Below are 24,944 nucleotides of genomic sequence, written 5' to 3'. Positions count from 1 at the left end.
AAATTATAACTTACTTAAACTCTTTAATTTTTCGTCAGCCGAGCTATTCAAAACCAGTCCTACTGCCAAAGTTGAAATTAAAAATGATGATCCACCTTGTGATAAAAAGGGAAAGGTGACACCTGTTTCTGGAACCAAACCAATTGCTCCGCCTAAATTGACAAAAACTTGTATCAACAAAAAAGATGAACAACCAATTGAAATCATTGAATTAAATGGATCTTTTGCCCGCATCCCCACCAAAAGCATTCGGGTAATCATGAAAAAAATGACAGCTAGGATTATAATTCCACCAATGATTCCCAATTCTTCTACTATTACTGAAAATATAAAATCTGTATGAGCTTCAGGCAAAAATCCTTGTTTTTCAATCGAATTCCCCAGTCCTCTTCCAAACCAGCCACCATCTACAATCGCATAATATGAATTAGCAAGTTGATGACCCGAAGAAGCCAAGTCAGTAAAAGGATTAACGAATGCTTTAAATCGAGCATTAATATAAGATCCTGGAATCAAATCGCCTCCACTGATAAAAAGAAAGGGCAAAAAACTAAGACTAATCGTAAGCAACATCTTCCCATAACCTGAAAACCATCGCCAAGAAATTCCACTTGCACCAATCATTATCAAGGCTAAGAGCCCAATAATTGCTGTATTTCCTAAATTAGGCATACTGAGTTCCACTATCATTAGTAAGATAATCGGAAATCGCCATCCCCCTACAACTTTTTTTATGAGATTGTTACCCTTAAAAATTGCTTGAATATCATTTTTCTCAATCTCTTCTTGTCTGTTAGAAAAGATAGAAGCAAGAAACCAAACTGTAAAAAGTTTTGCAAATTCAACCGGCTGAATAGTTCCAATCCCTGGTAAGGGAATCCATCCATGCGCTCCATTCGCTGATGTATTAGGACCCACCCTTGAATAAATCATCAGCAAGATAATAATTAGAAAAATTATTTTTAAAATCTTTTCATTTTTTATAATTCTTAATTTTACTCGATAAATAATAATTAAAGCCACAAAACTTATAATTATAAAGACTCCTTGAGAAATTGCCAATCGATAAGGAGATAGTCCTCGGTTAATTTGATAGGGGACAGTTGCTGAAAACACCATGAGTAAGCCAACAGCTGAAAGAATCAAATAAGGAATCAAAATAGATAAATCTAAAAAACTATTTTTTGTAATTTTTTTATCCATAAATGAATCCCCCTTCGTTAATTTTCCAAATGAACGACAAGAGTATTTCTAGTTGCAAATCAATGAATAACTTTTTCTTCCTTATTTTTTTATTTTTTATTGTTGTATGAATTAATATTTTTGTCATCGGCTTGTACCTCAATTTCTGATTTATAGTAGATTTTGATTGTACAGCTCCAACTCAGAGAACTAGATTAGATTGAAGTGATAAAAATGCTTGTCCACTTTTATGCTATCTTTCTTCCTATAGCTCCCAGGGTCTGAGCCACTGTTATTCTGTGCTTCCATTTTCACCACCTCCTTTTTTATAAAAAAATTGCCTACGTCGGTTGAACGTAGACAAGGTATGATTTCAAAAAGATACACTATCAAGTGAACTAAAGTACCCAGTATCGTTCAAGCTTTAGCTCCGCAGGGCGATGTTGTTGCACTATTTCACGCCTTCTTTTTTCGACGTGAACTGTTGGCCCTCTCATCGTGTCTCCACGACTCTGCGGCAGCAACCCGTATCCCTGTGGTAGCCTCACCTACCGATGGTTAGAAAATCTCTAACCAAAATTGCTTAAATTAAATTTTCAAAATATTTCCTAAGCAAAAAAATTATAACACGACCTATACTTTTAGTCAAATAACAAATGCATTACCTAAATTAAATGTTTTTTTATTGGTTTAAACCTCTTGTTATGACTAAGTTTTTAGAAATTAGAACTAATAACAAAATATTATTTTTTAAAATAAAATACCAAAGATTAAAATATACAGACAAAAAGCTTATAATTGAATAATGAATTTCGTTAATAAATAAAAAAACTCCTTAGTCAATGCTGACTAAGGAGTTTTTTATTATATTTATCGAATTCCCAAAGCAATACGGGCATAACGACTCATTTTATCAACTGTCCATGCTGGATACCAAACCAAGTTCACCTTGATTTCACCAACTTCTGGCACTTCTTTCAAAGCATCATGAATTTGTTCAGTCAAAAGGTCCGCCAAAGGGCAACCCATTGTTGTCAATGTCATTTTAATTTCTGTAAATCCGTTATCTTCAAAGCTAATTTCATAAACTAATCCGAGGTTGATAATATCAATCCCAAGCTCTGGGTCAATGACGTTTTCAAGGGCAGAGAGAATTTTGTCCTTGATTTCATTCACTTGCTCTTCTGTGTATTTATCTGCCATTTTATCTCCTTAGGCTGTCATAAAAAGCAAAACTTTAAAAGTTGAACGAATGTGCTTTCTAGGACAAATCCAAATTGTCAAATTCTTTTTACAGCTTTATTTTACCAAATTTATTTTAAAATTTCTAGATAAAAAATTACTGACAGAAAAAATTTATGAATAAATTTTTTCTGTCAGTAATTTATTTTATGCAAAACGTGAGAATTTCTTGAAGAAACTTAACATGAAAGTAAAGAGAGCGATAATAACCACAAATAGAATTGCTTCTGGTAAAATTGCTCCATTCAAACCAATGGTTTCGCGTAACATTTTTAAACCATAAGTCATTGGTAACCAAGGACTGATGACTTGATATATTTTAGGCGCAAGTTGTAAGGGGTAAGTTCCTGCACTCGTCGCCAGTTGTAGGACTAAGACTACAATCATAAGGAATTCACCAATCTTACCTAGAGCCGTTAAGAAGAAAGTATTGATTGCCATATAAGCGAAGCTGATTAAAAGTACTGACAACAACATTTCCCACAAATGATTTGGTCTCAATCCAAGAAGAGCAACTGCTCCCCAGACGATGATTCCTTGTAAAAGTGCTACCAATCCATTTGTACCAATTTTTGCCAACATAAATTCGCGACCAGATTTCCATTTTTCACCTGAGAAACCAATTCCAATCACAACATTTGTTGCAAGGGCACCAATAAAGAGAGCGACATTAATCATGTATGGTGTCATTCCTGCACCATTTTCTGGTACATTGTCATGGTCAGTATGTTTAAGTTTCAACGGTGCAGCTACTTTTTTAGCATTTTCATTAGAATTATTAGTTGCTGAGAGAGTATCATCTGCTTTGGTTAACGCTGTTGACAAGTTATTGGCCCCCGTATTTAGCGTTTCCAAACCACTTGTTAAACTTGAACCTCCATTTGCCAATTGTTGTGAACCAGAGGAAATTTGTTGAGCGCCCCCTGCCAATTGATTTGAACCCGAAGTTAAAGTTGAACCATTCGCTTGTAATTGTGACAATCCAGAAACTAATTGCATTGTCCCGTTTTGTAAGTCTTTTGATTTACTTGCTAATTGTTGAGCGCCAGCGTTTGCTTGATTAACTCCGTCAGCATATTGGGCAAAACCAGAAGTTAATTTTTGACTTCCAGAAGTTAACTGGTCATTAAAATTCGTCAAACCAGCATTTAACTGATTGGTACCAGGAATAAATTTTGTGTTTACATTAGTGTTTACTTCGTTCAGACCACCTGAAAGGTCAGCAATCATTTGACTTGCGCCTGGAACTAATGTTTTAAGATCAGCAATTTTTCCAAACATTGGTAGTAGACTTGTAAGACTGTCTTGGACTCCTTTAATATTCTTATTTAATGATAGTAAATCGTTTTGAACTGCTCCAGCACCAACAGAATTATCTAATGCATTTCTTATATCTGTTTTCTGACTTTCGCTTAAAGTTTTAAAAGTCTCAGTACTTTCAACTGCTGCCTTAGAGGCTACCACTTGATCATTAGCTATATTTGTGACCGTAGCTCCAAGACCTTTCAAGTTTTTTTGGATATTTGCAGCCAAATTTGGGTCAATCGTATTATTTTGTAACTCCTGATTTAATTCAGTCAGACCATTTTGTACAGCACTAATTTTTTGCTGTTGAGTTTCGGATAAAGTTGTTTTTTGAGCCATTTGACTTAAGCCTTCGGATAGTTGTTGTACACCCGATTGCAATTGAATCACCGCTTCTGACCCTTGAGAAATTTGTGAAATTCCTGCTGACAGCTCTTTTGATTTATCAGCCAGCGTTTGTGTACCTGCTGCTAATTGTTGCGTTCCACTGACAAATTGGTCAGCACCAGAAGAAAGTTGTTGTCCCCCATTGGCAGCCTGATTCACTCCTGATACATATTTATTTAAGCCTGAATTCAAACTATTTGCGCCGTCAGTAAAAGTTAAACTTGATGAAGATAAAGTATTCAAATTACTACTTAATTCTTTTGAACCATTCAATGCTGAAGAAGTTCCATCAGCCAATTTATTTGAACCGTCAGAAGCTTCTTTCATTCCTGACTTCATATCACCAAGCTTAGCAAAAATTTCTTTGGTGTAAGTCTCTGTGATGTTTTTAGAAACCTCTGATTTCAGCTGATTCATCGCACTTTCGCTCATCTTTGATGAAATATAGTTATGGCCACGTGTTGTTTGATAATCTAACTGGACCGTTTTTGGTTTCTTATTCATTAAAGTCGTTGCATTTTCTGAAAAGTTTTCTGGAAAAGTGATAACCATGTAATAATCACCTTTTTTTATCCCTTTAGAAGCTTTATCCTCTGAAACAAAATGATAATCTAAATCCTTTGATTTTTTCATTTCAGCAATGACATCATCACCAAGTTTAAATTTTTTACCATTCAATTCAGACGTCTTGTCTAAATTTACAACTGCTACCGGTAAGTCATTAAGTTTACCATAAGGGTCCCACATAGAACCTAAGAAAATATAGTTATAAATTGCTGGTACAAGTGCCAAAGCGATAATAACAATAATAAAAAATTTGTGCTTTAAAATGGCTTGCCATTCTTTTTTTAACATCTTTTCCCCTTTCTTTATGGACAACACGTCCAAAAACTGTTACAATACGTATTATAAACTTTTTAGAAAATTTGACAATTATTATCTATTCAGTTTTGGACACATCTTTAAATTTGTCTAAATAAAGCACTTACATTCTAAAAAGGACGGAGGTCCCCCTATAATGTCTAATGACAGCAGAAAAGATCGTACAAAACTTCAATTACGAGATGCCATGATTCAACTTTTAGGCGAGAAATCTTTTGACCAAATTTCAACGACTGAACTTGTGAAATTAGCTAAAGTTAGTCGTAGTAGTTTTTATACTCATTATCAAGATAAATATGACATGATTGAAGCCTATCAGCGTCGACTTTTTGAGACTATTCAATATGTCTTTGAAAAAAATAACGGAAATATTCATGCAACGATGCTTGAAACTTTTGAATTTCTAAAAGGAAATCAAATCTATGCCGCTCTTCTTTCGGAAAATGGTAGCAAAGAAATCCACCAGTTTATGTTGCAAAAACTCAAAGAACTTATTCAAAGTTCCTTTTTTCCTCAATCTAAACATCTTAAATTAGGAAAATTAGGGGAAATTTATGCGACAACCTACTATGCTAATGCTATTTTTGGAACTACTCAATCATGGATTCGTCGAAAACAAAAGGAAACGCCCACTCAAATTGCTAATCTATTAGTTGAGCTCATAAATTAAAAAAACGGTTCTTTTAGAAGAATCGTTTTTTTATCATTCTATTTGGAAAATAATAGCCATTAACAGGTGTTAATCATGATGCTGAACTTCCAAAATCATATTGCTTAATGTTTCAATCACCATATCTTCATCAGATAGTTCTTGTTTCGTAGCCAATTTTAAAGCTTTTCCAGCTCTAAATACCGGAATATTTTGTTCACCTACTAAAATTTTTTCTCTTGAATGAACATCATGACTGACTCTGGCTGCACGTTTACGAACCTCAAAAGTTCCAAAATTTGAAATATGTACGGGAGTCCCTTCAGAAATATAGTAAGTGATTGCCTCGACAAAGGCATTGATTGCCTTTGCTGCATTCACTTTTGAAAGTTCTGTACGGTCTGCTACATAATCAATTAACTCCTGTTTTGACGCCATTAACTAACTCCTCCTATTTTCTACATTCCCCTATCATCCTTTTCTTCACTAACTCTAGTGAATTCTTTTGTCATCATATAAATCTTCATATAAAATCCTAGCTTACGCCAAGATTTTTTGGTTATTTTACAACCATAACATTGCAAGGCGCATGGTTAACAACATAACTTGTCGTCGAACCTACTAGCATCCTGTCTAATAATCCCTTACCATTTGAACCGACTACAATCAAATCCAATTCAAATTGCTTTGCAAAATTAATGATTTCTTTCTTTGGATTTCCTGTAAAGGCATGGACTTCAAACTCAACTTCATCATTAATCAGAGCCTCAACTTCAGCAATAATTTCTTTAGACTCTGTTTCTAAATCATCCAAATTAATTGCCAAGGCATAAGGAGTTCCCCGAAGTCTTGTTTCATCTTTAACATGTAAAACAAATAATGAAGTTTTATTTCTTTTTGCAATGGCGACTGCTTCATGAATTGCTTCTTTCGATTGGTCAGAGCCATCAACTGCAACTAAAATTTTCTTGTATTCATCTCTCATTGTAAACGCCTCCTTTACTATATTCTATGATAAAATATTTAAGAAGTCCAACTAAACACTCACTATATTTTCAGAAGAAACTTTTATTTTTAAGACTTCTTTTCCAATTTTACTTAGAAGTAAAAATATAGTTTTATTAAAATATTAAATCACTTTTTTTGATATTCTGATTTCTTTATGCTACAATTTAGTTGGAATTTCGTTATGAACCAATTTGGTTCCCTTTCGTATAATAAATAAAGAAAGGAGAATGTACTATGACATTCACTAACAAAAACAAATTTTTCCAATATACAGTAACTCTAGATACTTCTCATAATATCTTTCGAGCATCACTTGTAAATGATTCAAATATTTATGGTGCTGGAGATACTATTGAAGAAGCTGTACAAAACTTAGAACAATTAGTTTAAGGAGAAAAAAATGGGCGAGTATCCCAATCGATAAAGGCATCTACTTTAATTTTGAGAGTAGGTGCTTTTGTTATACTTTAAATAAAAAAAGCTGCTCAATGAGCAACACCCTTTTTAGTTTCTCTCAGTTACTACTTCTCCACTTGCCTTCTTGTCATTCTTCCAAATAGAAAAGAATTTTCCATATAAAGAAGTAACCAAATAGAAAGTAATTGTTAGAAGCATTGCTAAAGAACTTGCAGAATAGCCATCCATCAGTGCTGTTGCCCATAAAATAATCATGACCACATCAGATAAGAGCCAAAGTGAGTAACTATCCCCATAACCTCTAACAACCAAGATTGAAGCCGCAGCTCCAATAATTAAAGTAATAGCATCCCATAAAGGATTGGTGTCTCCAAGTTTTGTATAAATGACTGTAATTGGCCACCAAAGAACCAACATACTGATGATTGTCAAAATCCATCCTTTTGTCTTCATGAATTTGACCCCATTTTCAATTCGATGTCCCCAAGTTTTCCAAGTGAAAATCAATGGCAAGTCAATCAGCAAAACAAAAACAATTTGATCTAAAACAGAGGCATAGTGACCAGCAGTCCAGTTAATATAGATATAACCAAAAGCACTAATCAGCCCCAAAAGACCATTAATTGGTTTTCCAATCATCATGTAAACTGTACATGCCGACCCCATTAAGGTCGCAATCAAAATGATAATTGATAAGACCGTAATTGTTGACGTTAAAAAGAAAGCCAACTGTACTCCTATGATAAACGAAAGCATGATGCTTCCGGCTGTATTAATTGATTTTAGCTCATCTTTGAGCCATTTGAGATAATTTTTCATTCTCATCCCCAATCTAAGAACGTCAAAAACGTCCACTAAAAATTATATCACGAATAAAAAATTGTCAGACGCTTCCAAATATATTCTTTAGATTTTTTTGAGACCAATCATTATCAATTTTGTTCCATAAAAATTTTATTTATCTCCAATAAAGTTGCATAAATAAAAAAAGCCGATATTCATCGGCCTTTTCGTTTCTATTTATCCCATCTGTAATAGTGAATCATTTTGATGAACCCAACAATTAAAAATTCGATTCCAAGAAGTAACCACAAAGTTACCCCTCCCCAAAGTGGAGAAAATACTAAAGTAAAACCAGCAATGATACTAATTACACTTAAGAAAATCCCCCAGAATTTACTATTGAAATTAGTCAAAACTGTAAGAGTTACAATTCCATCTACAATCCAACTAATCCCCACAAAAATACCGATAAGGACAAAAAGTGATTCTGCGGCTGCATTCAAATCTGAAAAGACAAAAATTCCTGCAAATAAGTAGATAAATCCTAGCAAGAGATGAGAAATTCTCCAGAAATTCCCTTTTTCTTCACTTCTTTTGACTAGATTTGCTCCAATATAAATGACACCCATAATTACGAGTGCTACCCCTACAAGAGCTGCGACAATAGCTGCTGTTTTTGTAGGTAAGAATAATATCAATAAACCAATAATAATTGAAATTATTCCACTAAATCCGACTCCGCGTCGAAGTTTTTCAAAATCTGTTAACATAACTTTACCTCCAAAAAATATTCTTCAATTCTCATTTAATTATAACATAATGAATACAGTATCTTGTCCTTGATGATTAAAAAATTACGCTTCCTTATCTTTAAGCAAGTTATTATTTTTATTATTAGTCTTCTTAAAAAATTAATTCAAAAAAAAGGAGTACTTAAACTCCTCAAAAATTTTTAAATGATAAGATATAAAATCAAATTTTTATTGTTAGTAATTTCAATTATCTTTTTTATTTGTCACTTTTACCCCTTTACGCTCTGGACTTTTCCATGTTCCAGACCCTAAACCTAGAATAGTTTTTACTGCTGGAATAAAAGTCGTTACAATGGTTAATGCATTCATTACCCAATAAAAAAGCATATAAAGTGGAGCAAATAATAGATATTTTACTTTTCTTCCACGGTCATCAACTATTAATGAAGCGACTAATTGAAAAGTCCCCGAAATCATTTCAAAGCAAACAAAGAGAAAGGCCATCGTTAACATGTGATAAATCCGTTCTAAGTTTCCGGTAATGGCAAATTGAAATAAAGACCAGATAAAAATTGCTGACGAAATCCAGAAAAAGAATGACCAGATAATGCTGAAACTTTGGTCAATAAACATAATTGTTCGGCCAACATTGTCAAAAGGGTGTAAAAATACTTTTTTAAAATTAGTCAGCCAAACCTCTGTTCCACCTTTGGCCCACCGTTTCCTTTGACGATAGAGCATTTTCAGAGATTCTGGAACCTCCATAAAGAACATAATACGGGGCGCGAACAATGATAACCAACCGTCCATTTGATGGTCCCAAGCAATACTAATATCTTCTGTGGCTCTATCTTGTCGAAACAAACCTACATCAATTAAGGCATCTTTTCGATACATCGTATTTGCACCACTATAGGCATAAATACTCCCTAGCACACCAAGTTGAGTCCGTTTAATAATTCCTACAATACTAGAAAATTCAACTGTTTGAGATTTCGCAATCAATTTTGCACGATTCTGAACATCCATATTAGCTGTTACTGCTGAGATGTTAGTAGAATCTTGTCGAATAAAATAATTGATATAGCGATTTAAAGAGTCAGGTTCTGGAACAGTATCTGCATCGTTGCTTAAAACTAGTTCTCCTTTTGCAAATCCTAAACCAATATTAAAGGCATGCGCTTTTCCTTTATTTTTTTCAATTCTAATCACGCGCAATTTATCATATTTTTCTTGTAATTCTTTTAAAATTTCGGGAGTTCTATCAGTTGAACCATCATCAGTAACTAGAACCTCATAATTTTCATAATTAATTTTTGTCATTAAATAATTAAGTGTATCTTCAATGACTATTTCTTCATTATGAGCTGGAACCATTATAGTAACAAAAGGTTCAACTTCTACTGGAATATCATCCCAATCCTTTTGCTTATATTTGAACAAAAAGCTATAACATAAGACTCCAATAAACCAGGCGAATCCGCCTAAAATTGGGTAAGTAATTAACACCAGAAATATCAGTGTCAGAATAAAGTCAACAATGCCATTTCCCGTTTGAACAAAACTAATCATTGTTTTCTCCTTTCTGATAAAGCTTTTTCACAAAATCTGTTTCCAAATTTTGCTCTTCTTTGACAGAATAAAAACAAACATTATGGCGAAAATCTTTTGTGCCAAATCGTTCATCATAAGCTTGATTTATTAACTTTCGTCTTACATCAACACGTTCAGCATCGTACTGCTTTTCTTTTTGTAGAAAATGTTTAAAACGATAATTATTCCAAAAAGTTAAGATGATATATAAAATAGCTAGGAAAACAAAAGATAAAGAGAGAAAAATGAAAAGAAATAGAAGTGTAGATTTTTCTTCTCTATAAACAATGATATGATTAAGACCTGCTCGATTTGGAAAAACAAAAGGAAAAATAATCCATAAAAATGGAATGACAACACCACACCAGCCTAAAAGAGCAATTATTGTCTGAAAAATTTTACTCCCATAATGGCCTTTTTCAAAATAAGGGTCATAGACTAAAGATTTCTTTGCTTCTTCTCGACTGATATTTTTTTTCATTTCAGTCCTTTCTGAATTTGATGACGATGTTGTATTTTATAAACTACGTTTTATTAATTATCTCATTTTCCGTCAGTAAATTCCAATATATTTCGTCTTTTTTTCATTACAACATCTCGCTAATAGATTATCAGGCAATTTTTCAATCTCATATTATAAAAACAAAAAGACTACCCGTGAGTAGTCTTTTATTTTATGCATAATAGTCAGTATTTCTGCTATTTAATATGTCCAAATTGCATGAGCATGCTTAAAGTATCTTCTGAAAACCAACCTTTTTTATCTTTCCGTCTTCTACTGTATACATCCCAAAACCATTCCACACGGCATGTTTGTGACTTGCTGGATAACCCATGAATGTTCCCACTTGCGTCCCTTCATTAGTAAAATGTACCCATACTTGATTACCTTTGAGACTATAATCTAATATTGTCAAATGCATATCATTCAAGGCTTGAACATCAATTTTGGAAAGTCGTCCAAACCCATTGTTTCCCTTCTTAAAGCATATCTTTTTCCTAAACTTCACGAATAAGGTCGACATTTTTCTTATTTAATCCTTCTTCAATAAAATGTTTGACAGGGAATAAATTTTCTTGATTTTCCACGCGTATCCTCTTTCTTTTTCTTAAACATAATATCGTTTATCATATTATACGACTAAATAAATTTATTTTACTAATACTGAAGTATTAAAAAAATTATCCAAAAATCTTTTCAATAAGCTATATAGAAAATCATTTATTCAATTAAGAAGAAACCGTTCTACAGAGTGGTTTCCATAGTTTATCTTAACGACGACGTTCAGGGATACGAGCTTTTAATCTGTGAGTGCACGGAGGAAAGAAATAATATTTCACAACTTTTCATACTCAGTCAAATGTACCTCAAAGGCTTGTATTAATGATTTTTCAAAAGTATCTTTCACTCACACACTTATCATTAATTTTCATTACTCATTCAAAACTTTCTGTTTTTGTCTACTTTTTATTACTTGTGAGTATAAATAAAGATTTCAAATATATATAATTACTTCTTATTCAGAGGTATATAAATAAGTAGCAATATGCTATACTAAACGCTATATTTAGCTAATTTTATTTTTTTCATAAAAATAAATAGTAATGCGTTTCACTCAAGGGCTAGTTAAAGTTATTAAATTTTTGTCAGGCAAGGTGCTGTAGATCTTTGATATGCAGCTTTTCTATTTAAAAATGCCATTATTGACAGATTAATCCCTTATGGTTCTTGCTAGACTCGAACCAGCTCTCCCTCCGTTATAAGACGCTAGAGCGGGTAGTCCTGGTTTAGAAAATACTACTAAATTTAATATGGTAAATAAAAAAAGCCGAGAAATATCGGCAAATTTTTTTATTTAGATATTGCTGAATCTGATGAATCTGCAGTTTGTTGAACAGCTTGAACCGCTTTAGAACGAGTTGCTTGAACATCGCTCAATGCTTGATTGTTATTGTTTTGAACTTGATTTTGCAAAGTGCTAATCTGTTGATTAAGACTGTTAATTGTTTGGTTAGCTGCATCAACCTCACGTTGTTTTTCTGCAACACGTTGGTTACCTTCAGAGATTCTTTGGTTAATTTCATCAACTTTTTGTTGAAGCTGAGTTTCTTTATCATGATTTGCTTGCTCTAATTGTTGACGTGCAATATTTAATTGATCATTAAAATTACTTACCGCAATGCGTGCTTGACCAAGCTCATTAGTCAATGTTACCACGTTCTGTTTCTTTTCTTGAATGCGACTTGTTAAAGTATCAATTGAACTGTTGATGGTCTCAACATCTGTATGTCCTGCCCAGAAATTCTCGGCAAGTGATTTTACTCCAAGACCTGCACTAAAAAATACTCCAACTGTTGCGGCTACGATAACTACTTTTTTAAAGTTCACTATAATACTCCTGTTTGCTCTTTTTCGATATAATTTTATCGTTTATCATTATAACAAATTTTTTTTATACATTCAACTGCATTTATAAAGTTTTTTTAAAACGTAATTTTTATTATTTTATGTATTAAAAAAGCCACTCCGAAGACTAGTTAATACGAATAACAGGACGAGCCAACCGTAACTCCTCCAAGCAAGATTTTCAAAACAATTTTTGAAAATTTATAATATTTTATAAGCAGTTTCATTATACGATAGTATTTCTCTGGTTTTCAACACAAAAAAGCGCCCAGATTAATAGGCGCTTAGGAGTTTTTATGAAAATTTATTTTTTTGGAATGAAGATATTATAAAACTACTTTCTTAAATGAAACAAAAGAAAAGCGTCTCATGGATTGGACGCTTCCCTAGAATAATGAATAAATTAAGTATAGCAGAGAATGAAGTAAATTACGATTTAAAGCAGTTGCTTTAAAGACACGAAAAGATACCCAACGATAGGGATGTTGGGCATCTTAACACACACTATCTCATAGAATAGAAAACTTATAGAATAGAGAACTAGTGCATAGACAGTTTAATTATATGAGATTTAAGAAGCACTTTCAAATGAAATGATTTTTGCGAAAGAAAAACGCCCCGGAGGTCGAAGGAATAGGTTATGTTAATACAAGTAGTGCAGAGACTGCTGCGATAATAGCAACACCAGTACCAATAGACCACTTTATTAGTTCTTCTTTTCATTTTTCTGTTCTTTTTATGCTTCGTCTTTCAATGCTTGTTTAAAGACTAAAAGAGAGTTGTTCATTTGCAAAGATTGATTTGAAAATCCGCTGTCTATTTTTTGAGATAACAATTCAAATTTACTATCCACTTTATCGCTTAAATTTCCAAATTTTAAATCAATTTCATTTTTAGCATAAGTTTCCTGGCTCATGCTATCTCCTTCTTCTATATTTTCCTCAATCCCTCCATCAAGTATACCACTATCAGTTATCTTTCCCCACTCTATGCTTTCATCATCTCGATATTTTTTTGAAAGGTATATTTAATATATTTGATTTTGGCATCATATCTTCTCGATTCTAAATTTCAACTGTTTGGTATCTTGAATAAAAGCATTATATTTTTCACCTTCTACGTTGACTCTAAGCACCTTAGCTAATGTGATGTTTAAATAAACATCCCCTGTTTTTAAGCTATTACTATTAAATTTTAAATTCCCATTCGAGATATAATTATCGCCTTCTTTTAACATTATTTTCTTGCCAAAAGGACTAACAATATGTCTGAAAAACATATCATTATCTTCTTGTGAATTTATATCAATAAACACCATATAATTGAATTCACTATCAAGATTAACTAATTTGAATTTAATATTAAGTACAGTATCATCACTGATTGACAAAATAGCATTTTTAATTTGAGGTATCTTAACACCATAAATTACTGTTTTTTCTATTTCCCCACTGTCACTTAATTTTATTTCATGCAGTTGTTTAGCAGTCGCATTATCAAATTGACCATCAACATTTAATGTAACCGTTTGTGGAAAGGGATTTTATCTTATCAGATAACAGAAGTTATTGTATTGTGGAGGGTAATCTTGATTATCATGGAAATAAAATTATTGACCAAGGTAAAACAAGAGAAACCAAAACTAAAGCTGTTACTCGTGAAGTAGATATAAACTCACGCGCAATTGTAATTTACGAAGAAGCTTGTACTCTATCCACAAATTCAGATTTCATTTTTACAACTAAGAACGGAAACCCGCTTCAACCAACTGCTATTGATTCTTTTTTGAGAAACAACAAAGAAAAAATGGGTATACCTAAAGATAAAAGAATTTCTACTCATATTTTTCGACATACTCACATTTCTAAACTAGCTGAACTTGAAGTTCCATTATATGTAATCCAGAGACGAGTAGGGCACTCTAGTTCTAAAATAACAGAGAAAATGAAAGAAAAAACAAGAAACTTACTAGAATTTCTCTAGTAAGTTTTTAGTTGCCTGCTTTTTAAAATCCAAACTTTAATATTGAATATTAAATAGATGAATAAAAATAAAAAAACCGCTCAATAGAGCGGTTAACCTGGTGTATCTTAACGACGACGTTCAGCGATACGAGCTTTTTTACCTGTGAGTGCACGGAGGTAGTAAAGTTTCGCACGACGTACTTTACCGTGACGGATAACTTCAATTTGTTCAACACGTGGAGTGTGAACTGGGAAGATACGTTCTACACCAACACCGTTTGAGATTTTACGAACAGTGTAAGTTTCGTTAATTCCTGAGTTTTTACGAGCGATAACAACGCCTTCGAACATTTGGATACGTTCGCGAGTTCCTTCGACAACTTTTGCGTGAACACGTACAGTGTCACCAGGACGGAAGTCAGGGATATCAGTGCGGAGTTGCGCAGCGTTGATAGATTCGATAAGGTTCATTTTTTTCTCCTCTTGCCCATCATTAAGCAGCATCTAGCAAATTAAGCTCAGCGGATGAACAGTTTTATTAGTATGCAAAAACATACTCAATAAGTATAACAGATTATCCATCCTTTGACAAGTTCTTTTTTTAGTTTTATCAGTAACCAATTTGTTCGATATCAACTTCGGACTGATTAATCATGTCCACAACTTTATGAATAAGATACATTCTCTCATCTAGTGCATGAATTTGCTCTGCACAATTTTGTAGTTCACCACTGAGTTGTTCAGGAATTTGTCCATCATATTTATAGCGAACTTTATGTTCCAACGTTGCCCAAAAATCCATTGCCGAAGTTCGTAACTGAATTTCAACTCGACACGTTTGTTCACTAAATAGATGTCCTAAATTAACTTCGACAATCATATGATAACTACGATAGCCTGTTTTTTTAACGTTTCTTAAATAATCTTTTTCGCTAACAACTTTAAAAGCTTCTTGGCTTTTGATAATTTCAACAATCTCATAGATATTTTTAGCATAAGAACAAATAATACGAATTCCTGCAATATCTGATAAATGTTCATCAGCAGCATCGGCGGTCACAGGCAAATCTTTCTTTTTCAGCTTTCCTGCAATACTTTCCGGTGATTTTAAACGATGTTTGATATGCTCAATTGGGTTGATTGCCTCAAAATTATTATAATAGGTATTTAGATTAGAAAGTTGAGTTCTGACAACATCTAAAGCACACTCATATCTGACAAGTTTCTTTTTTAATTTTTCAAATTCTTCTGGTTCAAATCTTGTTTTTAAATAATCTTTTTCCATTTTACTTTAATTCCTATCTAGTCTTATCTTCTTATTAATTTCTTCTCAAATATTTAGTGATTAATAAATTATAATATAGTTTCCTTATATTTTTCTTTGACTGGATAATGCTATTTGCTCTAAAAACGATTCACATCATACTTCTAATTATAACATTTCCTGAAAGTTTTTTGTGCGCTTTCTACTGTAAATAATTACTATCAAAAAAGCACCAATCACTGATGCTCTTATGCAATATTTATTTTAATGTTTTCAATATTTCTAAAAAGTTTTTTTCACTTTCAGAGAGAATAGAATTTTTTTGATAGGCATAATTAATATGAAAGAATTGTTTATCTTCTTCAATAAATGGTACTTTAACTAGATTTTTAAAGTCTTCTGATAAGCGGATATCTGCCATAAGACTGATTCCTAAATTTTTTCTGACAAGTTCTTTTATGGTATGAGCATCATCTAATTTCAAAACTACATTAGCTGATTGATTATATTTTTCATTTAAACGATTAAAGGCATTAAAGTGGATATTATGCTCTCCCAATAAGATAAAGTCTTCATTAAGTAAGTCTTTAAATCCTAATTCTTTTTCATTGGCTAGTGGATGACTATCCGACATAATGATAAAAAATTCTTTTTGAAAGAGTTCTTCTATTTCTAATTGGGGATGCTTAATCTTTTCTAGACTTCCTAAAAGGCTCGAATCTATTTCTTCATTTAAAAGTAGGCTCAAGAGTTCATTAGAACCACCATAAATCATATGTAAGGCATTCAAAAAGTTCAAATTATCTTGCTTTGATAGAAGATATGAACTTATAATTGGCGGAAAACCAACTTTAAAATCTTTCATACTCGAACGATGAATAGCTTTTTTCGTGTGATTTAGTTCAGAGAGAATTTCATTGGTTCTCATTGCCAAAAGTTCGCCCTCAGGAGTTAAATCAACTACCTGATGCGAGGAATCTTTATAAAATAAATCACAGTCATAGTAGGTTTCTAAACGTTTGATTGCGTAAGAAATAGTGGGTTGACTAACCCTGAAATGTTTGGCAACATTGGTGAACGAACGCAATTTTGACAATTGATAAAAATATTCAAGATCTCTTAAATTTAAACTCATGGCTATACTCCTAGAAGCTATTTTAACATAATTTTGTAATTATTCTTAGTGCCATAAGTATTATTGAGCAACTCTAGTTTAATTGTCCATAAACCTTGAGCTTATCTGTTTTGGCTGGATAAAAAACCATTACAATTATTGTAATGGTTTTTATATTCTATGCTGTCTTTTCAAATTTACGATGTTTAAGGGTAAATACAACATCTGATGCTTTGGCAACTTCATTTTCGTGAGTAACCAGAATCACAATTTTATTATCTTTATGAGCAATTTCTTTAAAGAGTTCAACAATTTGGGCTGTTGTTTCTTCATCGAGATTCCCTGTGGGTTCGTCAGCAATAATTATCTCATGATTTAAAACTAAGGCTCTAGCGATGGCCACTCTTTGTTGCTGACCACCTGAAAGTTTACTGACAGGTTTATAAATTAGGTCTGTGCTCAATCCTACTTTATTCAACGCTTCTTCTATTGCTGCTTTTTCATTTTCAAATTTTACTGACGAGATTTTTACGGCTGTTTTGACGTTGTCATAAGCACTCATGTAGGTCAGTAAGTTATAAGCTTGAAAAACGGTACTTACTGTTTTTTTACGATAATTTGTTAAATTACTTGATTTGATTGCTTTATCATTAAAAGACATACTTCCAGATTTTGGTGTATCAAGTCCGGCAAGCAGGGAAAGAAATGTTGTTTTTCCTGAGCCAGATTGTCCTAGAATGGCATACATCGTACCTTTTTCAAAACTTTCTGTGACATCTTTAAATAGATAATCATCGGGGTTGCTATAATAATAAGTTAAATTTTCAACTTTTAGAGTCATCTTTGCTCCTCTCATTTTAAAAATTTACTGACAGAATCTGGTGATTATTTTTTGATAAAAAATGAAGGCTGTCAGTAAACTATTAGACTGGTTCTTCTTAGAAATCAATTTGTTAAAACTTGTTTAGGATTCAATCTGAGAATTCCAATACTTGCTAGACCTACAGCGATTAGTGTAATCAAAATCGCAATAGCAACAAGAAGTAAAATTTCACTGACAGAAGTTTTAATATTCAATTTTTCAAGTGCTTTTGCTTCAGAAGCTGATTGTCCAAAACCAAAAGCTCCACCTGTACGCCTCATAAATCCGCCAGCATTTCCTGATGGTCTTTGACCTTCGGTTTTGCCTCCATTTGCTCCTGGAGCTCCTTGCATGTTGCTTGTGCTTGTCGTTGTCTGCGTTGTTTCTTGTTTTAAAAGTTGTTGTCCAACGACATTTCCTACTACATTTCCAGCAGCTGATGCAATACCAACCGAAACAATCATAACCATGAAGAGTTCAAAGAAAAATTGACCAATAATTTTGAGTTTTGATTCTCCAAGACTCATCAGAACACCAATTTCAAAACGACGTTCGCGAACCATGAGCATCACGATGAGCGCTAAGATAATTGCTCCAGCAATTGCTACAATGAGTACAATATTTCTAGCAAAACTTGCAACATTATTCAATGATGATTTTACATTTTGATAAGCTTGGTCATTTTTAGAAACTTGGAAATTACTGTCATTAACTAATTTATTAGCAGCTTTTACAAAAGTATCTGCTTGTGCAGGATTTTCCATGCTGTAAGTTGCATTTGATACTTTGCCAGTCGTACCTTTGATAGAATTTGCTACAGAAAGTGCAGTATACATTGTATTCATGTATTGAATTGAGCTTTCTGTCGAGCTACTTGTTGTTGTATAGATACCAACAACAGTCATTTTATATGTTTTGTCATTACTATCTTTGATTGTGAAAGTTGAACCCACTTTTAATGAGTTTTGGCTAGCAAGGGTTGATTCAATGACAACATTGTTCGTTCCCTCATCTGAAGCCTTAATTGCGCGTCCAGAACTAATCTTATATGAATCTGTGAAGCTCGTACTTGCTGCTAAATCATTTGTCCCACTGATTGTGAAGTCCTCTTGGGAAGCTCCGCCCATTCCTCCTTCACGTCCACCAAATCCACCAGCTGCTTGCGTATCTGTTGATGAACTTGAAGAACTACTACTTGTTGAAACTTTTTCAATACCCGAACTTGCTGATGCTTGAGCCTGATAAGTGAAACTTGCTGATTTTACACCATCAAGTTTGGCAATTTTTTCAGCAGTTGTTTCTGAAATCGTTGGTAAATCAATATTAAATCGTTTACCAGCTTCAGCAGTATCACTTGAACTACTACTTGAACTTGATGTTGCACTATTTTGTGCTTCTTTGATAACATTTTGCATGTTAACAGAGAGTGACACGGTTGCTCCAGCAGATTTTTTAGCATTATCAATAGAAACATTAGCTGCACTATTAATAATTAATCCTGAAAGTACAAAAATTAAAATTGCTGAAAAGGCAACAATTAAAAGTATTGTCCGTCCAATTTTGGCTTTAGTGAAAAGCCACGCACGTCTTATAAAATCCATATTTTCCTCATTTCTGAGTCTTCTTCTGATAGATAGACTCTTTTTTGTAAGTCGATTTTAAGCACGTCAGTCAATTTATTAAAAATAAAGACAGAAAGAATGATTGGCTCAACGTCCTTAAAAACCACTTGGCCCTTTATGCTGATGCTGTTCCACTTTCGTTGCTACTTTCTTGTGTCGTTCCTGAATTACCTGACTGACTATTAGAACCACCCGTAGTCGCACCGCTATTAGTGTCTGGACTACGTCCATTTTGTCCAAAGCGATTTTGCATTTGTTCTTGAAAATTATTTTGCTGTGATTGATTACTTTGGCCCTTACCAATGAAAAAGCCACCTACTCCACCAACAATTAATGTTAGTAATGAAACAAAAATAATTTCTTTCCCCTTTAAAAGTTTAAGAACTTTTTTCATTTTGGAATCCTTTCTTTTCTTGATAAATTGATTATAATTGTTAAAACTTAATTTCAACCCAAGTAAAACTTAAGCTTTTCTAAAAGTTAAATAATATTTTCTTGAGTATTCTGTCAGTAAAATATTAACTTTAAAAAATAAAAAAAGTCGCTCACAAGAGCGACTTTTCACTGACCATTCTGTCAGTAAATTTATTAATTAAAAAGCAAAGTAAATACAAAGCGCAATTACTGACAGCACTGCTGTAAATAACCAGAAGACAATGTCAATTTTCCATTCTGACCAACCAGCTGCTTTTCCAGAAAATCCACCGAGTTCAAAATGATGATGAATAGGAGTCATTCTAAAAATACGTTTACCACCTGTTTTCTTGAAATAAGCAACTTGTAGCATCACTGAAAGTGTTTCAATGACATAAACCGCACCAATCAAAAGCAAAGTCCATTCGGCATGAAGTAAGATTGATACAATTGCAAGAAAACCACCCAAAGCCAACGAACCAACATCACCCATGAAAATTTTTGCTGGTTTGTGATTGAAGACAAAGAATCCAAGCAAACCACCAATGACTGACAAGATAATCAACAAAACATCGTACTGTTGATGGGCTACTGCGATAACTGCATAAGCTGTCAGTGAAATCGCAACAGTGATTGAGGCAAGACCGTCGATTCCGTCAGTAAGATTGACCGCATTTGACCAACCTACAAGCCAAATAATAATGAAAATTGAAAAGAAAATCCCAATATTAAATTCCCAACTTAAAAGATGAATAATATGTGATTTTTCCCCATGACTGTAAATGAAATAGGAAACAATCCCAATTAAAATTTGAGCCAACATTTTTTGTTTGGCAGTCAAACCTTCATTAATTTGTTTGAATACTTTCAAAAAGTCATCTAAGAAGCCAATGACAGCATACATGGCAAAGACCCACCACGCAGTAATGAAAGCTGGACTAAATTTGCCAAAAACCAAAGCGGCAATTAATGAAACTACTAAACTCACAACAACGAAGACAAAACCGCCCATTGTAGGAGTCCCAGCTTTACTAGCATGCTGTTTTACATCTTCAAGGGTTGGTTGCCCACCCAATTTTTTCTTGTGGAAGAACATAATGAAGCGAGGAATACCAATGATTGTTATAATCATTGTAATTACCGCCGCCACTATCCCATTCAATAACATTTTCTTCTCCTAATTTTTGAAGCTCCACATAGACTAGTGTCTGTGGAGCCTCAATCAATAATTTTTAATTTCCCATTTTAACAGTTAGAGTTTGACCTTTTTTAACATTGGTAGAAGTTTCGATACTCTGAGTCAAGACTTTATTTCCTGACCCTTCATAAGTTACTTTAATTCCAAACCAATTAGCCAATTGCTCAACTTCTTTTTTCGACCAATCATACATATCAGGCATCACCTGATCTTTATCATTCGTCAAAAGTAAAATTCGTGAATTTGCTGAAACTTTTTCACCTTCAGCAATTGATTGAGCAGTTACTTTTGCCCCTGTCCCGATAATAACCGGACTAAGGACAGTACGGCGTAAGCTATCAGCAGTATCTCCTGAATCTTTTCCTTTATAATTCTCAATGGTCACTTTACCAGCTTTAGTATCAGTATCAGCACTAACTGATAAATCATTTTTCATTGCTTCAGCACTTGTTAACAATGGATTTGCCACTCGAGCAATATATTTAAGTGTCCAACTTTCTGTAGGAATTTTTACATTCATATAGAAAATAAAATCAGGATTCTTAGCAGGATACATCACAACAGCAGAGTAAAGATAATCTTGAGAACCGCTCATATAACCACCCGTTGGTGAGGCAATTTGGGCCGTCCCCGTTTTAACCGCAGCCGGTTCACCATTGACCATAAATAAAGGACCAGCAGCAAGATTTTGCTCAGAATCGCCACTTGTTGAATAAGATGTTCCGTAAACAGGGTCAGTATTTACTGTTAACATCAAATCACGCACACCACTTGCTGCATCATTAGAGACCGGATGTCCAACAACTTCTGCTTTAGAAGTCAAACTTGTTTTTGTATTCGGATCTACTACTTTGCTGACAATATGTGGCTCAAGCATTGTTCCATTTCCAGCAATAGCCGTCCAACCTCTAATCAATTGAAGTGGAGTAACCGCAACCCCTTGACCAAATGAAGATTGAATTTGCGAAACGGCATTTGATGAAGGAAGGGCTCCTGGATTTTCACCATCTAAACCGGCTCTTACTTTAAGACCAAATTTAAATTTATTAAGATAACTTCCCCATAAAGCATCTCCCATGTTCATTTCAATTTTACTCATCCCAATATTTGAAGATAAAGCAAAACCTTGAGCATAGGTTACTGTTTCTGGCAGAGTATAACTTTTATTTTCTGTTACATCCCAGTCATTAATCGTTGTATCATAAACTTGAAGTTTCCGTTGGTAAGTTTCATTAAGATTTACTTTTCCACTATCAAGCGCACCAGCCATCAAGAAGGTTTTAAATGTTGAACCCGGTTCAAAGGCTGATTGTGAAAGCAAACTGTTCCAAGTGAAATACTTTTGTTTCTCAGCATCATTGATCGTTGTTGCCGTATAGGTTGGACGTTGACTTGTTGCTAAAATCTCACCGGTATGAGCATCAACTAAAGTTCCTGAAAGTTGTTGTGCTCCAGTATCCGTAGCCGCTTTGTCCATATATCCTTCAAGATTTCTTTGAAGTTGTGCATCAAGTGTAGTATAAACATCTTGACCATTTTTAACAGGTTCAATGACTTTAGTTGTTCCTGGAATTGGGCGACCATAGATATCTTTTTGATAAGTTTCTTTACCATTTTCACCACTCAAAACATTATTGAAGGCTTTTTCCAAGCCCATATCACCCTTGAGAGCTTGAGTACCATTTTCATCTTTAGGACGAGCAATACCAATAAATTGAGAAGCAAAATTTCCAAAAGGATAAGAACGAGAAATATTTGCCGTGAAACCAAGTCCAACAATTTTTTCATTCTCAGCCGCTTTTTGAATCTCTTTCATTTTTTCAAGAGAGATATCACTCCCTTGAGGACCAAATTGAACTTGTTTCAATTTAGAATTGAGCTGCTTTTTAATCAAATCACGGTCAATTCCAAGTTTACTATTCAAGAAATCTTCAACTTTGGTAAAATCTTTCTTATCAATATAAAGAGGATTTCCGTTTGAATCAACCTGTGTTTTATCAATTACAGCATAAATTGTATAGGTACTTGAGTCTACCGCAATGGCCGCACCTGTACGGTCATATATTGTCCCACGCTTCGCCTGAACCGTTACTGTGCTTTGATAGTTACTCTTGGCCATCGTTGTAAGATTGGTTCCACCGACATGATTGACGGTAATTAGCCAGACAAAACGAAATATAAAAACCGTAAACAGCGCAATAGCTAGGAAAAACAGGCTCTTACCTACTCGTTTACGATTTCTTTCTGTACTCCAATTCGTTTTTCGGGCATTTCGTGATACTTTTCTAAAAGGAAAGAAAATTAGTTTTTTTAAAAATTTTATCATTTCGTTGCTTTCAATACATTAGAAGGATTTTGTTTTAAACCAGCTTTATTCGCCGTATCAAGCACTTTAGTACCTGATGTTAAATCTAAAATTTGTTGATCATACTCAGTTTCTCGGGTTGTTTCTTGAGAAATTTTTGAACGTAAGTCCATTGTATTCCCTTGAACTTCAAGTGTCTTAGTCTTAACATAAAGTAGACCAACAGCCAACACTAAAGCAGCAACTACCATTGTCAGATAGAATACCTTTTCAACACCAGAAAACTTTTTAAACTTACTTGCTAGAACTTCTGGCGCTAAAGTTTCCGTATCAATGAGATAACTATCTTTTTTCGCCGCAGTTTCTATATCGAAGTATTCTTTAGGCTGTGCTGCCATCTTTGCCTCCACTCGTTTATCTTACTAAAGAAATTTAACTTACTCTCTTCACTATTGAAAAGAGAAAAGCTAAATATTGTTATTTCATTTATATAAGACATCCAAAAACAATCCTCAAGTGGGAAAACCCTCTTTATTAGACCAACTTGTTATTTGATTAATCTCTTTGTTTTTGCGCTACTCTTAATTTTGCACTATGAGCTCGATTATTAAATTCGAGTTCTTCTTCGTTTGCAAGAACTGGTTTGCGATTAATCAATTTTAGTTTCGCTTCCATATCTTTAGGAAGCATCGGTAATCCCTTAGGAACATTAACTGTACTATATTCTTTGAAAATTGTTTTTGTTAAACGATCTTCCAAAGAATGAAAAGTAATTACCGAAATTCGACCATCAACTTTTAATAAATCAATGGCTTGTTCGATTGATTCTTCCGCTGCTCCAAGTTCATCATTTACTTCAATACGAATCGCTTGGAAAATGCGTTTGGCTGGATGCCCTTTTTTCTTGAGCTCCTTTTGAGGTAATGCAGATTTTATTAAATCCGCAAGCTCAATTGTTGTCTCAATAGGTTTAATTTTTCTTGCTTGTTCAATCTTACGAGCAATTTGTTTAGAGAATTTATCTTCGCCGTAGCGGAAAAAAATGCGAACTAATGCTTCGTAAGGATAATCATTTACAACTTCATAAGCAGAAAGAGTTTGATTTTGGTCCATCCGCATGTCTAATCTTGCCTCTTTTTTATAAGAGAAACCACGTTGACTATCATCGAATTGTGGGCTAGAAACTCCTAAATCATAAAGAATTCCATCAATTTTCGTGACTCCTAATTCAGCTAAAGCTGATTTAAGATAGCGAAAATTACTTTTAATCAATGTTACTTTATCTTCTGCAAGTTGCTCACTTAAGCGTACTTTTGCGTTTTCATGAGCAGTTTCATCCTGGTCAAATGAATAAAGATGACCATCAGTCAGTTTACTAAGAAGATACTCACTATGTCCTGCGCCACCTAGTGTCGCATCAACATAAATTCCATTTGGCTTTACTTCAAGCATATCTACGGTTTCATGTAGTAAGACTGTATCATGCTTAAATGCTATTGTTTTTGGCAAGAGCGCCGTCCTCCTTGTATACTTACAGTTTATTATATCACTTTTTTTCTATTTTTGTAGTAGTTTACATGATTATGTAAAGATT

Annotated in this window: 26 protein-coding genes and 1 riboswitch; of the genes, 3 read left to right on the top strand and 23 right to left on the bottom strand. The window is 33.6% G+C overall.

Features of this window, described 5'->3' with window-relative positions:
• Positions 1-3: 3 nt before the first annotated feature.
• The 3 genes from AB6B24_RS02330 to AB6B24_RS02320 all read right to left on the bottom strand — a co-directional run bounded on the left by AB6B24_RS02330 (position 4) and on the right by AB6B24_RS02320 (position 4,971).
• The gene (locus AB6B24_RS02330) at positions 4-1,203 is read right to left on the bottom strand and encodes an FtsW/RodA/SpoVE family cell cycle protein (protein ID WP_311802493.1); all 1,200 of its coding nucleotides are present in this window, start codon (positions 1,201-1,203) and stop codon (positions 4-6) included.
• Between the two features lie 380 nt (positions 1,204-1,583).
• A riboswitch (M-box (ykoK) riboswitch) is annotated at positions 1,584-1,745 on the bottom strand.
• Between the two features lie 307 nt (positions 1,746-2,052).
• Positions 2,053-2,385: a metal-sulfur cluster assembly factor gene (locus AB6B24_RS02325; protein ID WP_003131392.1), complete on the bottom strand. Its 333-nt coding sequence runs from the start codon at positions 2,383-2,385 to the stop codon at positions 2,053-2,055.
• 186 nt (positions 2,386-2,571) lie between these two features.
• Positions 2,572-4,971: a YhgE/Pip domain-containing protein gene (locus AB6B24_RS02320; RefSeq protein ID WP_311805020.1), complete on the bottom strand. Its 2,400-nt coding sequence runs from the start codon at positions 4,969-4,971 to the stop codon at positions 2,572-2,574.
• A 163-nt stretch (positions 4,972-5,134) separates the two neighbouring features.
• On the opposite strand from AB6B24_RS02320, the gene AB6B24_RS02315 reads away from it, so the two are divergent.
• Positions 5,135-5,668 carry a TetR/AcrR family transcriptional regulator gene (locus AB6B24_RS02315; RefSeq protein WP_003131387.1) on the top strand — a complete coding sequence of 178 codons (534 nt, stop codon included), beginning with the start codon at positions 5,135-5,137 and terminating at the stop codon, positions 5,666-5,668.
• A gap of 69 nt (positions 5,669-5,737) precedes the next feature.
• Here AB6B24_RS02315 and AB6B24_RS02310 read toward each other — a convergent pair whose 3' ends face one another.
• Positions 5,738-6,085 carry an HU family DNA-binding protein gene (locus AB6B24_RS02310; protein ID WP_015426175.1) on the bottom strand — a complete coding sequence of 116 codons (348 nt, stop codon included), beginning with the start codon at positions 6,083-6,085 and terminating at the stop codon, positions 5,738-5,740.
• Between the two features lie 121 nt (positions 6,086-6,206).
• A complete protein-coding gene (locus AB6B24_RS02305) occupies positions 6,207-6,632 on the bottom strand; it encodes a universal stress protein (protein WP_015426174.1) in 426 nt (141 codons plus the stop codon).
• Between the two features lie 257 nt (positions 6,633-6,889).
• On the opposite strand from AB6B24_RS02305, the gene AB6B24_RS02300 reads away from it, so the two are divergent.
• Positions 6,890-7,045 carry a hypothetical protein gene (locus tag AB6B24_RS02300; protein WP_003131383.1) on the top strand — a complete coding sequence of 52 codons (156 nt, stop codon included), beginning with the start codon at positions 6,890-6,892 and terminating at the stop codon, positions 7,043-7,045.
• A gap of 114 nt (positions 7,046-7,159) precedes the next feature.
• Here AB6B24_RS02300 and pnuC read toward each other — a convergent pair whose 3' ends face one another.
• The 8 genes from pnuC to AB6B24_RS02260 all read right to left on the bottom strand — a co-directional run bounded on the left by pnuC (position 7,160) and on the right by AB6B24_RS02260 (position 13,925).
• Positions 7,160-7,891: a nicotinamide riboside transporter PnuC gene (pnuC, locus tag AB6B24_RS02295; RefSeq protein WP_369164093.1), complete on the bottom strand. Its 732-nt coding sequence runs from the start codon at positions 7,889-7,891 to the stop codon at positions 7,160-7,162.
• 197 nt (positions 7,892-8,088) lie between these two features.
• On the bottom strand, positions 8,089-8,625 hold the full coding sequence (locus tag AB6B24_RS02290) for an HdeD family acid-resistance protein (RefSeq protein ID WP_010905603.1): 537 nt from the start codon (positions 8,623-8,625) through the stop codon (positions 8,089-8,091).
• Positions 8,626-8,850: 225 nt separating this feature from the next.
• Positions 8,851-10,179, bottom strand: coding sequence for a glycosyltransferase family 2 protein (locus AB6B24_RS02285; protein WP_311802491.1), 1,329 nt, complete (start codon positions 10,177-10,179; stop codon positions 8,851-8,853).
• Positions 10,172-10,681 (bottom strand): hypothetical protein, encoded by a 510-nt coding sequence (locus AB6B24_RS02280; protein WP_015426171.1) that lies wholly within the window; start codon positions 10,679-10,681, stop codon positions 10,172-10,174. The genes AB6B24_RS02285 and AB6B24_RS02280 overlap by 8 nt, the downstream gene beginning before the upstream one ends.
• Positions 10,682-10,931: 250 nt before the next feature.
• Positions 10,932-11,225, bottom strand: a complete 294-nt coding sequence (locus AB6B24_RS02275) for an ester cyclase (RefSeq protein ID WP_311804068.1) — start codon at positions 11,223-11,225, stop codon at positions 10,932-10,934.
• Between the two features lie 827 nt (positions 11,226-12,052).
• Positions 12,053-12,589 (bottom strand): hypothetical protein, encoded by a 537-nt coding sequence (locus AB6B24_RS02270; protein WP_311802488.1) that lies wholly within the window; start codon positions 12,587-12,589, stop codon positions 12,053-12,055.
• A gap of 754 nt (positions 12,590-13,343) precedes the next feature.
• Positions 13,344-13,523, bottom strand: coding sequence for a hypothetical protein (locus AB6B24_RS02265; RefSeq protein WP_311805018.1), 180 nt, complete (start codon positions 13,521-13,523; stop codon positions 13,344-13,346).
• Between the two features lie 132 nt (positions 13,524-13,655).
• Positions 13,656-13,925 (bottom strand): hypothetical protein, encoded by a 270-nt coding sequence (locus AB6B24_RS02260; RefSeq protein WP_153241342.1) that lies wholly within the window; start codon positions 13,923-13,925, stop codon positions 13,656-13,658.
• Between the two features lie 257 nt (positions 13,926-14,182).
• Between AB6B24_RS02260 and AB6B24_RS02255 the strand changes: the two genes are divergently transcribed.
• Complete coding sequence (locus AB6B24_RS02255; protein WP_052772644.1) at positions 14,183-14,590, top strand: tyrosine-type recombinase/integrase; 408 nt, start codon at positions 14,183-14,185, stop codon at positions 14,588-14,590.
• A gap of 107 nt (positions 14,591-14,697) precedes the next feature.
• Here AB6B24_RS02255 and rplS read toward each other — a convergent pair whose 3' ends face one another.
• From rplS to rsmH, 10 genes are all read right to left on the bottom strand, one after another.
• Positions 14,698-15,042: a 50S ribosomal protein L19 gene (rplS, locus tag AB6B24_RS02250; RefSeq protein WP_012897519.1), complete on the bottom strand. Its 345-nt coding sequence runs from the start codon at positions 15,040-15,042 to the stop codon at positions 14,698-14,700.
• A 139-nt stretch (positions 15,043-15,181) separates the two neighbouring features.
• The gene (locus tag AB6B24_RS02245) at positions 15,182-15,856 is read right to left on the bottom strand and encodes a GTP pyrophosphokinase family protein (RefSeq protein WP_195935522.1); all 675 of its coding nucleotides are present in this window, start codon (positions 15,854-15,856) and stop codon (positions 15,182-15,184) included.
• Positions 15,857-16,094: 238 nt separating this feature from the next.
• Positions 16,095-16,970 carry a LysR family transcriptional regulator gene (locus AB6B24_RS02240; protein ID WP_012897518.1) on the bottom strand — a complete coding sequence of 292 codons (876 nt, stop codon included), beginning with the start codon at positions 16,968-16,970 and terminating at the stop codon, positions 16,095-16,097.
• A 157-nt stretch (positions 16,971-17,127) separates the two neighbouring features.
• Complete coding sequence (locus AB6B24_RS02235; protein WP_029343683.1) at positions 17,128-17,790, bottom strand: ABC transporter ATP-binding protein; 663 nt, start codon at positions 17,788-17,790, stop codon at positions 17,128-17,130.
• Between the two features lie 104 nt (positions 17,791-17,894).
• Positions 17,895-19,412, bottom strand: coding sequence for an ABC transporter permease (locus AB6B24_RS02230; RefSeq protein ID WP_311802449.1), 1,518 nt, complete (start codon positions 19,410-19,412; stop codon positions 17,895-17,897).
• A gap of 136 nt (positions 19,413-19,548) precedes the next feature.
• Positions 19,549-19,827 carry a hypothetical protein gene (locus AB6B24_RS02225; protein WP_311802448.1) on the bottom strand — a complete coding sequence of 93 codons (279 nt, stop codon included), beginning with the start codon at positions 19,825-19,827 and terminating at the stop codon, positions 19,549-19,551.
• A gap of 198 nt (positions 19,828-20,025) precedes the next feature.
• Positions 20,026-21,015 carry a phospho-N-acetylmuramoyl-pentapeptide-transferase gene (gene mraY / locus AB6B24_RS02220; RefSeq protein WP_010905599.1) on the bottom strand — a complete coding sequence of 330 codons (990 nt, stop codon included), beginning with the start codon at positions 21,013-21,015 and terminating at the stop codon, positions 20,026-20,028.
• Positions 21,016-21,079: 64 nt separating this feature from the next.
• A complete protein-coding gene (locus tag AB6B24_RS02215) occupies positions 21,080-23,371 on the bottom strand; it encodes a penicillin-binding protein (protein WP_311802447.1) in 2,292 nt (763 codons plus the stop codon).
• Positions 23,368-23,748: a cell division protein FtsL gene (locus AB6B24_RS02210; protein ID WP_311802446.1), complete on the bottom strand. Its 381-nt coding sequence runs from the start codon at positions 23,746-23,748 to the stop codon at positions 23,368-23,370. Before AB6B24_RS02210 ends, AB6B24_RS02215 begins: the two co-directional genes overlap by 4 nt.
• 157 nt (positions 23,749-23,905) lie before the next feature.
• Positions 23,906-24,859 carry a 16S rRNA (cytosine(1402)-N(4))-methyltransferase RsmH gene (gene rsmH, locus AB6B24_RS02205; RefSeq protein WP_311802445.1) on the bottom strand — a complete coding sequence of 318 codons (954 nt, stop codon included), beginning with the start codon at positions 24,857-24,859 and terminating at the stop codon, positions 23,906-23,908.
• Positions 24,860-24,944 lie beyond the last annotated feature (85 nt).

The organism is Lactococcus sp. AK05 (assembly GCF_041026685.1).
GTDB lineage: Bacteria > Bacillota > Bacilli > Lactobacillales > Streptococcaceae > Lactococcus > Lactococcus lactis.
Note: the sequence above shows the minus strand (reverse complement) of the source record. Positions and strands in the feature narration are given on the sequence as shown.

What these genes read in the sequence shown, in the direction of transcription:
- AB6B24_RS02330 (WP_311802493.1), bottom strand. Translation starts at nt 1,203, where the DNA reads ATGGATAAAAAAATTACAAAAAATAGTTTTTTAGATTTATCTATTTTG.
- AB6B24_RS02325 (WP_003131392.1), bottom strand. Translation starts at nt 2,385, where the DNA reads ATGGCAGATAAATACACAGAAGAGCAAGTGAATGAAATCAAGGACAAA.
- AB6B24_RS02320 (WP_311805020.1), bottom strand. Translation starts at nt 4,971, where the DNA reads ATGTTAAAAAAAGAATGGCAAGCCATTTTAAAGCACAAATTTTTTATT.
- AB6B24_RS02315 (WP_003131387.1), top strand. Translation starts at nt 5,135, where the DNA reads ATGTCTAATGACAGCAGAAAAGATCGTACAAAACTTCAATTACGAGAT.
- AB6B24_RS02310 (WP_015426175.1), bottom strand. Translation starts at nt 6,085, where the DNA reads ATGGCGTCAAAACAGGAGTTAATTGATTATGTAGCAGACCGTACAGAA.
- AB6B24_RS02305 (WP_015426174.1), bottom strand. Translation starts at nt 6,632, where the DNA reads ATGAGAGATGAATACAAGAAAATTTTAGTTGCAGTTGATGGCTCTGAC.
- AB6B24_RS02300 (WP_003131383.1), top strand. Translation starts at nt 6,890, where the DNA reads ATGACATTCACTAACAAAAACAAATTTTTCCAATATACAGTAACTCTA.
- pnuC (WP_369164093.1), bottom strand. Translation starts at nt 7,891, where the DNA reads ATGAAAAATTATCTCAAATGGCTCAAAGATGAGCTAAAATCAATTAAT.
- AB6B24_RS02290 (WP_010905603.1), bottom strand. Translation starts at nt 8,625, where the DNA reads ATGTTAACAGATTTTGAAAAACTTCGACGCGGAGTCGGATTTAGTGGA.
- AB6B24_RS02285 (WP_311802491.1), bottom strand. Translation starts at nt 10,179, where the DNA reads ATGATTAGTTTTGTTCAAACGGGAAATGGCATTGTTGACTTTATTCTG.
- AB6B24_RS02280 (WP_015426171.1), bottom strand. Translation starts at nt 10,681, where the DNA reads ATGAAAAAAAATATCAGTCGAGAAGAAGCAAAGAAATCTTTAGTCTAT.
- AB6B24_RS02275 (WP_311804068.1), bottom strand. Translation starts at nt 11,225, where the DNA reads ATGTCGACCTTATTCGTGAAGTTTAGGAAAAAGATATGCTTTAAGAAG.
- AB6B24_RS02265 (WP_311805018.1), bottom strand. Translation starts at nt 13,523, where the DNA reads ATGAGCCAGGAAACTTATGCTAAAAATGAAATTGATTTAAAATTTGGA.
- AB6B24_RS02260 (WP_153241342.1), bottom strand. Translation starts at nt 13,925, where the DNA reads ATGGTGTTTATTGATATAAATTCACAAGAAGATAATGATATGTTTTTC.
- rplS (WP_012897519.1), bottom strand. Translation starts at nt 15,042, where the DNA reads ATGAACCTTATCGAATCTATCAACGCTGCGCAACTCCGCACTGATATC.
- AB6B24_RS02245 (WP_195935522.1), bottom strand. Translation starts at nt 15,856, where the DNA reads ATGGAAAAAGATTATTTAAAAACAAGATTTGAACCAGAAGAATTTGAA.
- AB6B24_RS02240 (WP_012897518.1), bottom strand. Translation starts at nt 16,970, where the DNA reads ATGAGTTTAAATTTAAGAGATCTTGAATATTTTTATCAATTGTCAAAA.
- AB6B24_RS02235 (WP_029343683.1), bottom strand. Translation starts at nt 17,790, where the DNA reads ATGACTCTAAAAGTTGAAAATTTAACTTATTATTATAGCAACCCCGAT.
- AB6B24_RS02230 (WP_311802449.1), bottom strand. Translation starts at nt 19,412, where the DNA reads ATGGATTTTATAAGACGTGCGTGGCTTTTCACTAAAGCCAAAATTGGA.
- AB6B24_RS02225 (WP_311802448.1), bottom strand. Translation starts at nt 19,827, where the DNA reads ATGAAAAAAGTTCTTAAACTTTTAAAGGGGAAAGAAATTATTTTTGTT.
- mraY (WP_010905599.1), bottom strand. Translation starts at nt 21,015, where the DNA reads ATGTTATTGAATGGGATAGTGGCGGCGGTAATTACAATGATTATAACA.
- AB6B24_RS02215 (WP_311802447.1), bottom strand. Translation starts at nt 23,371, where the DNA reads ATGATAAAATTTTTAAAAAAACTAATTTTCTTTCCTTTTAGAAAAGTA.
- AB6B24_RS02210 (WP_311802446.1), bottom strand. Translation starts at nt 23,748, where the DNA reads ATGGCAGCACAGCCTAAAGAATACTTCGATATAGAAACTGCGGCGAAA.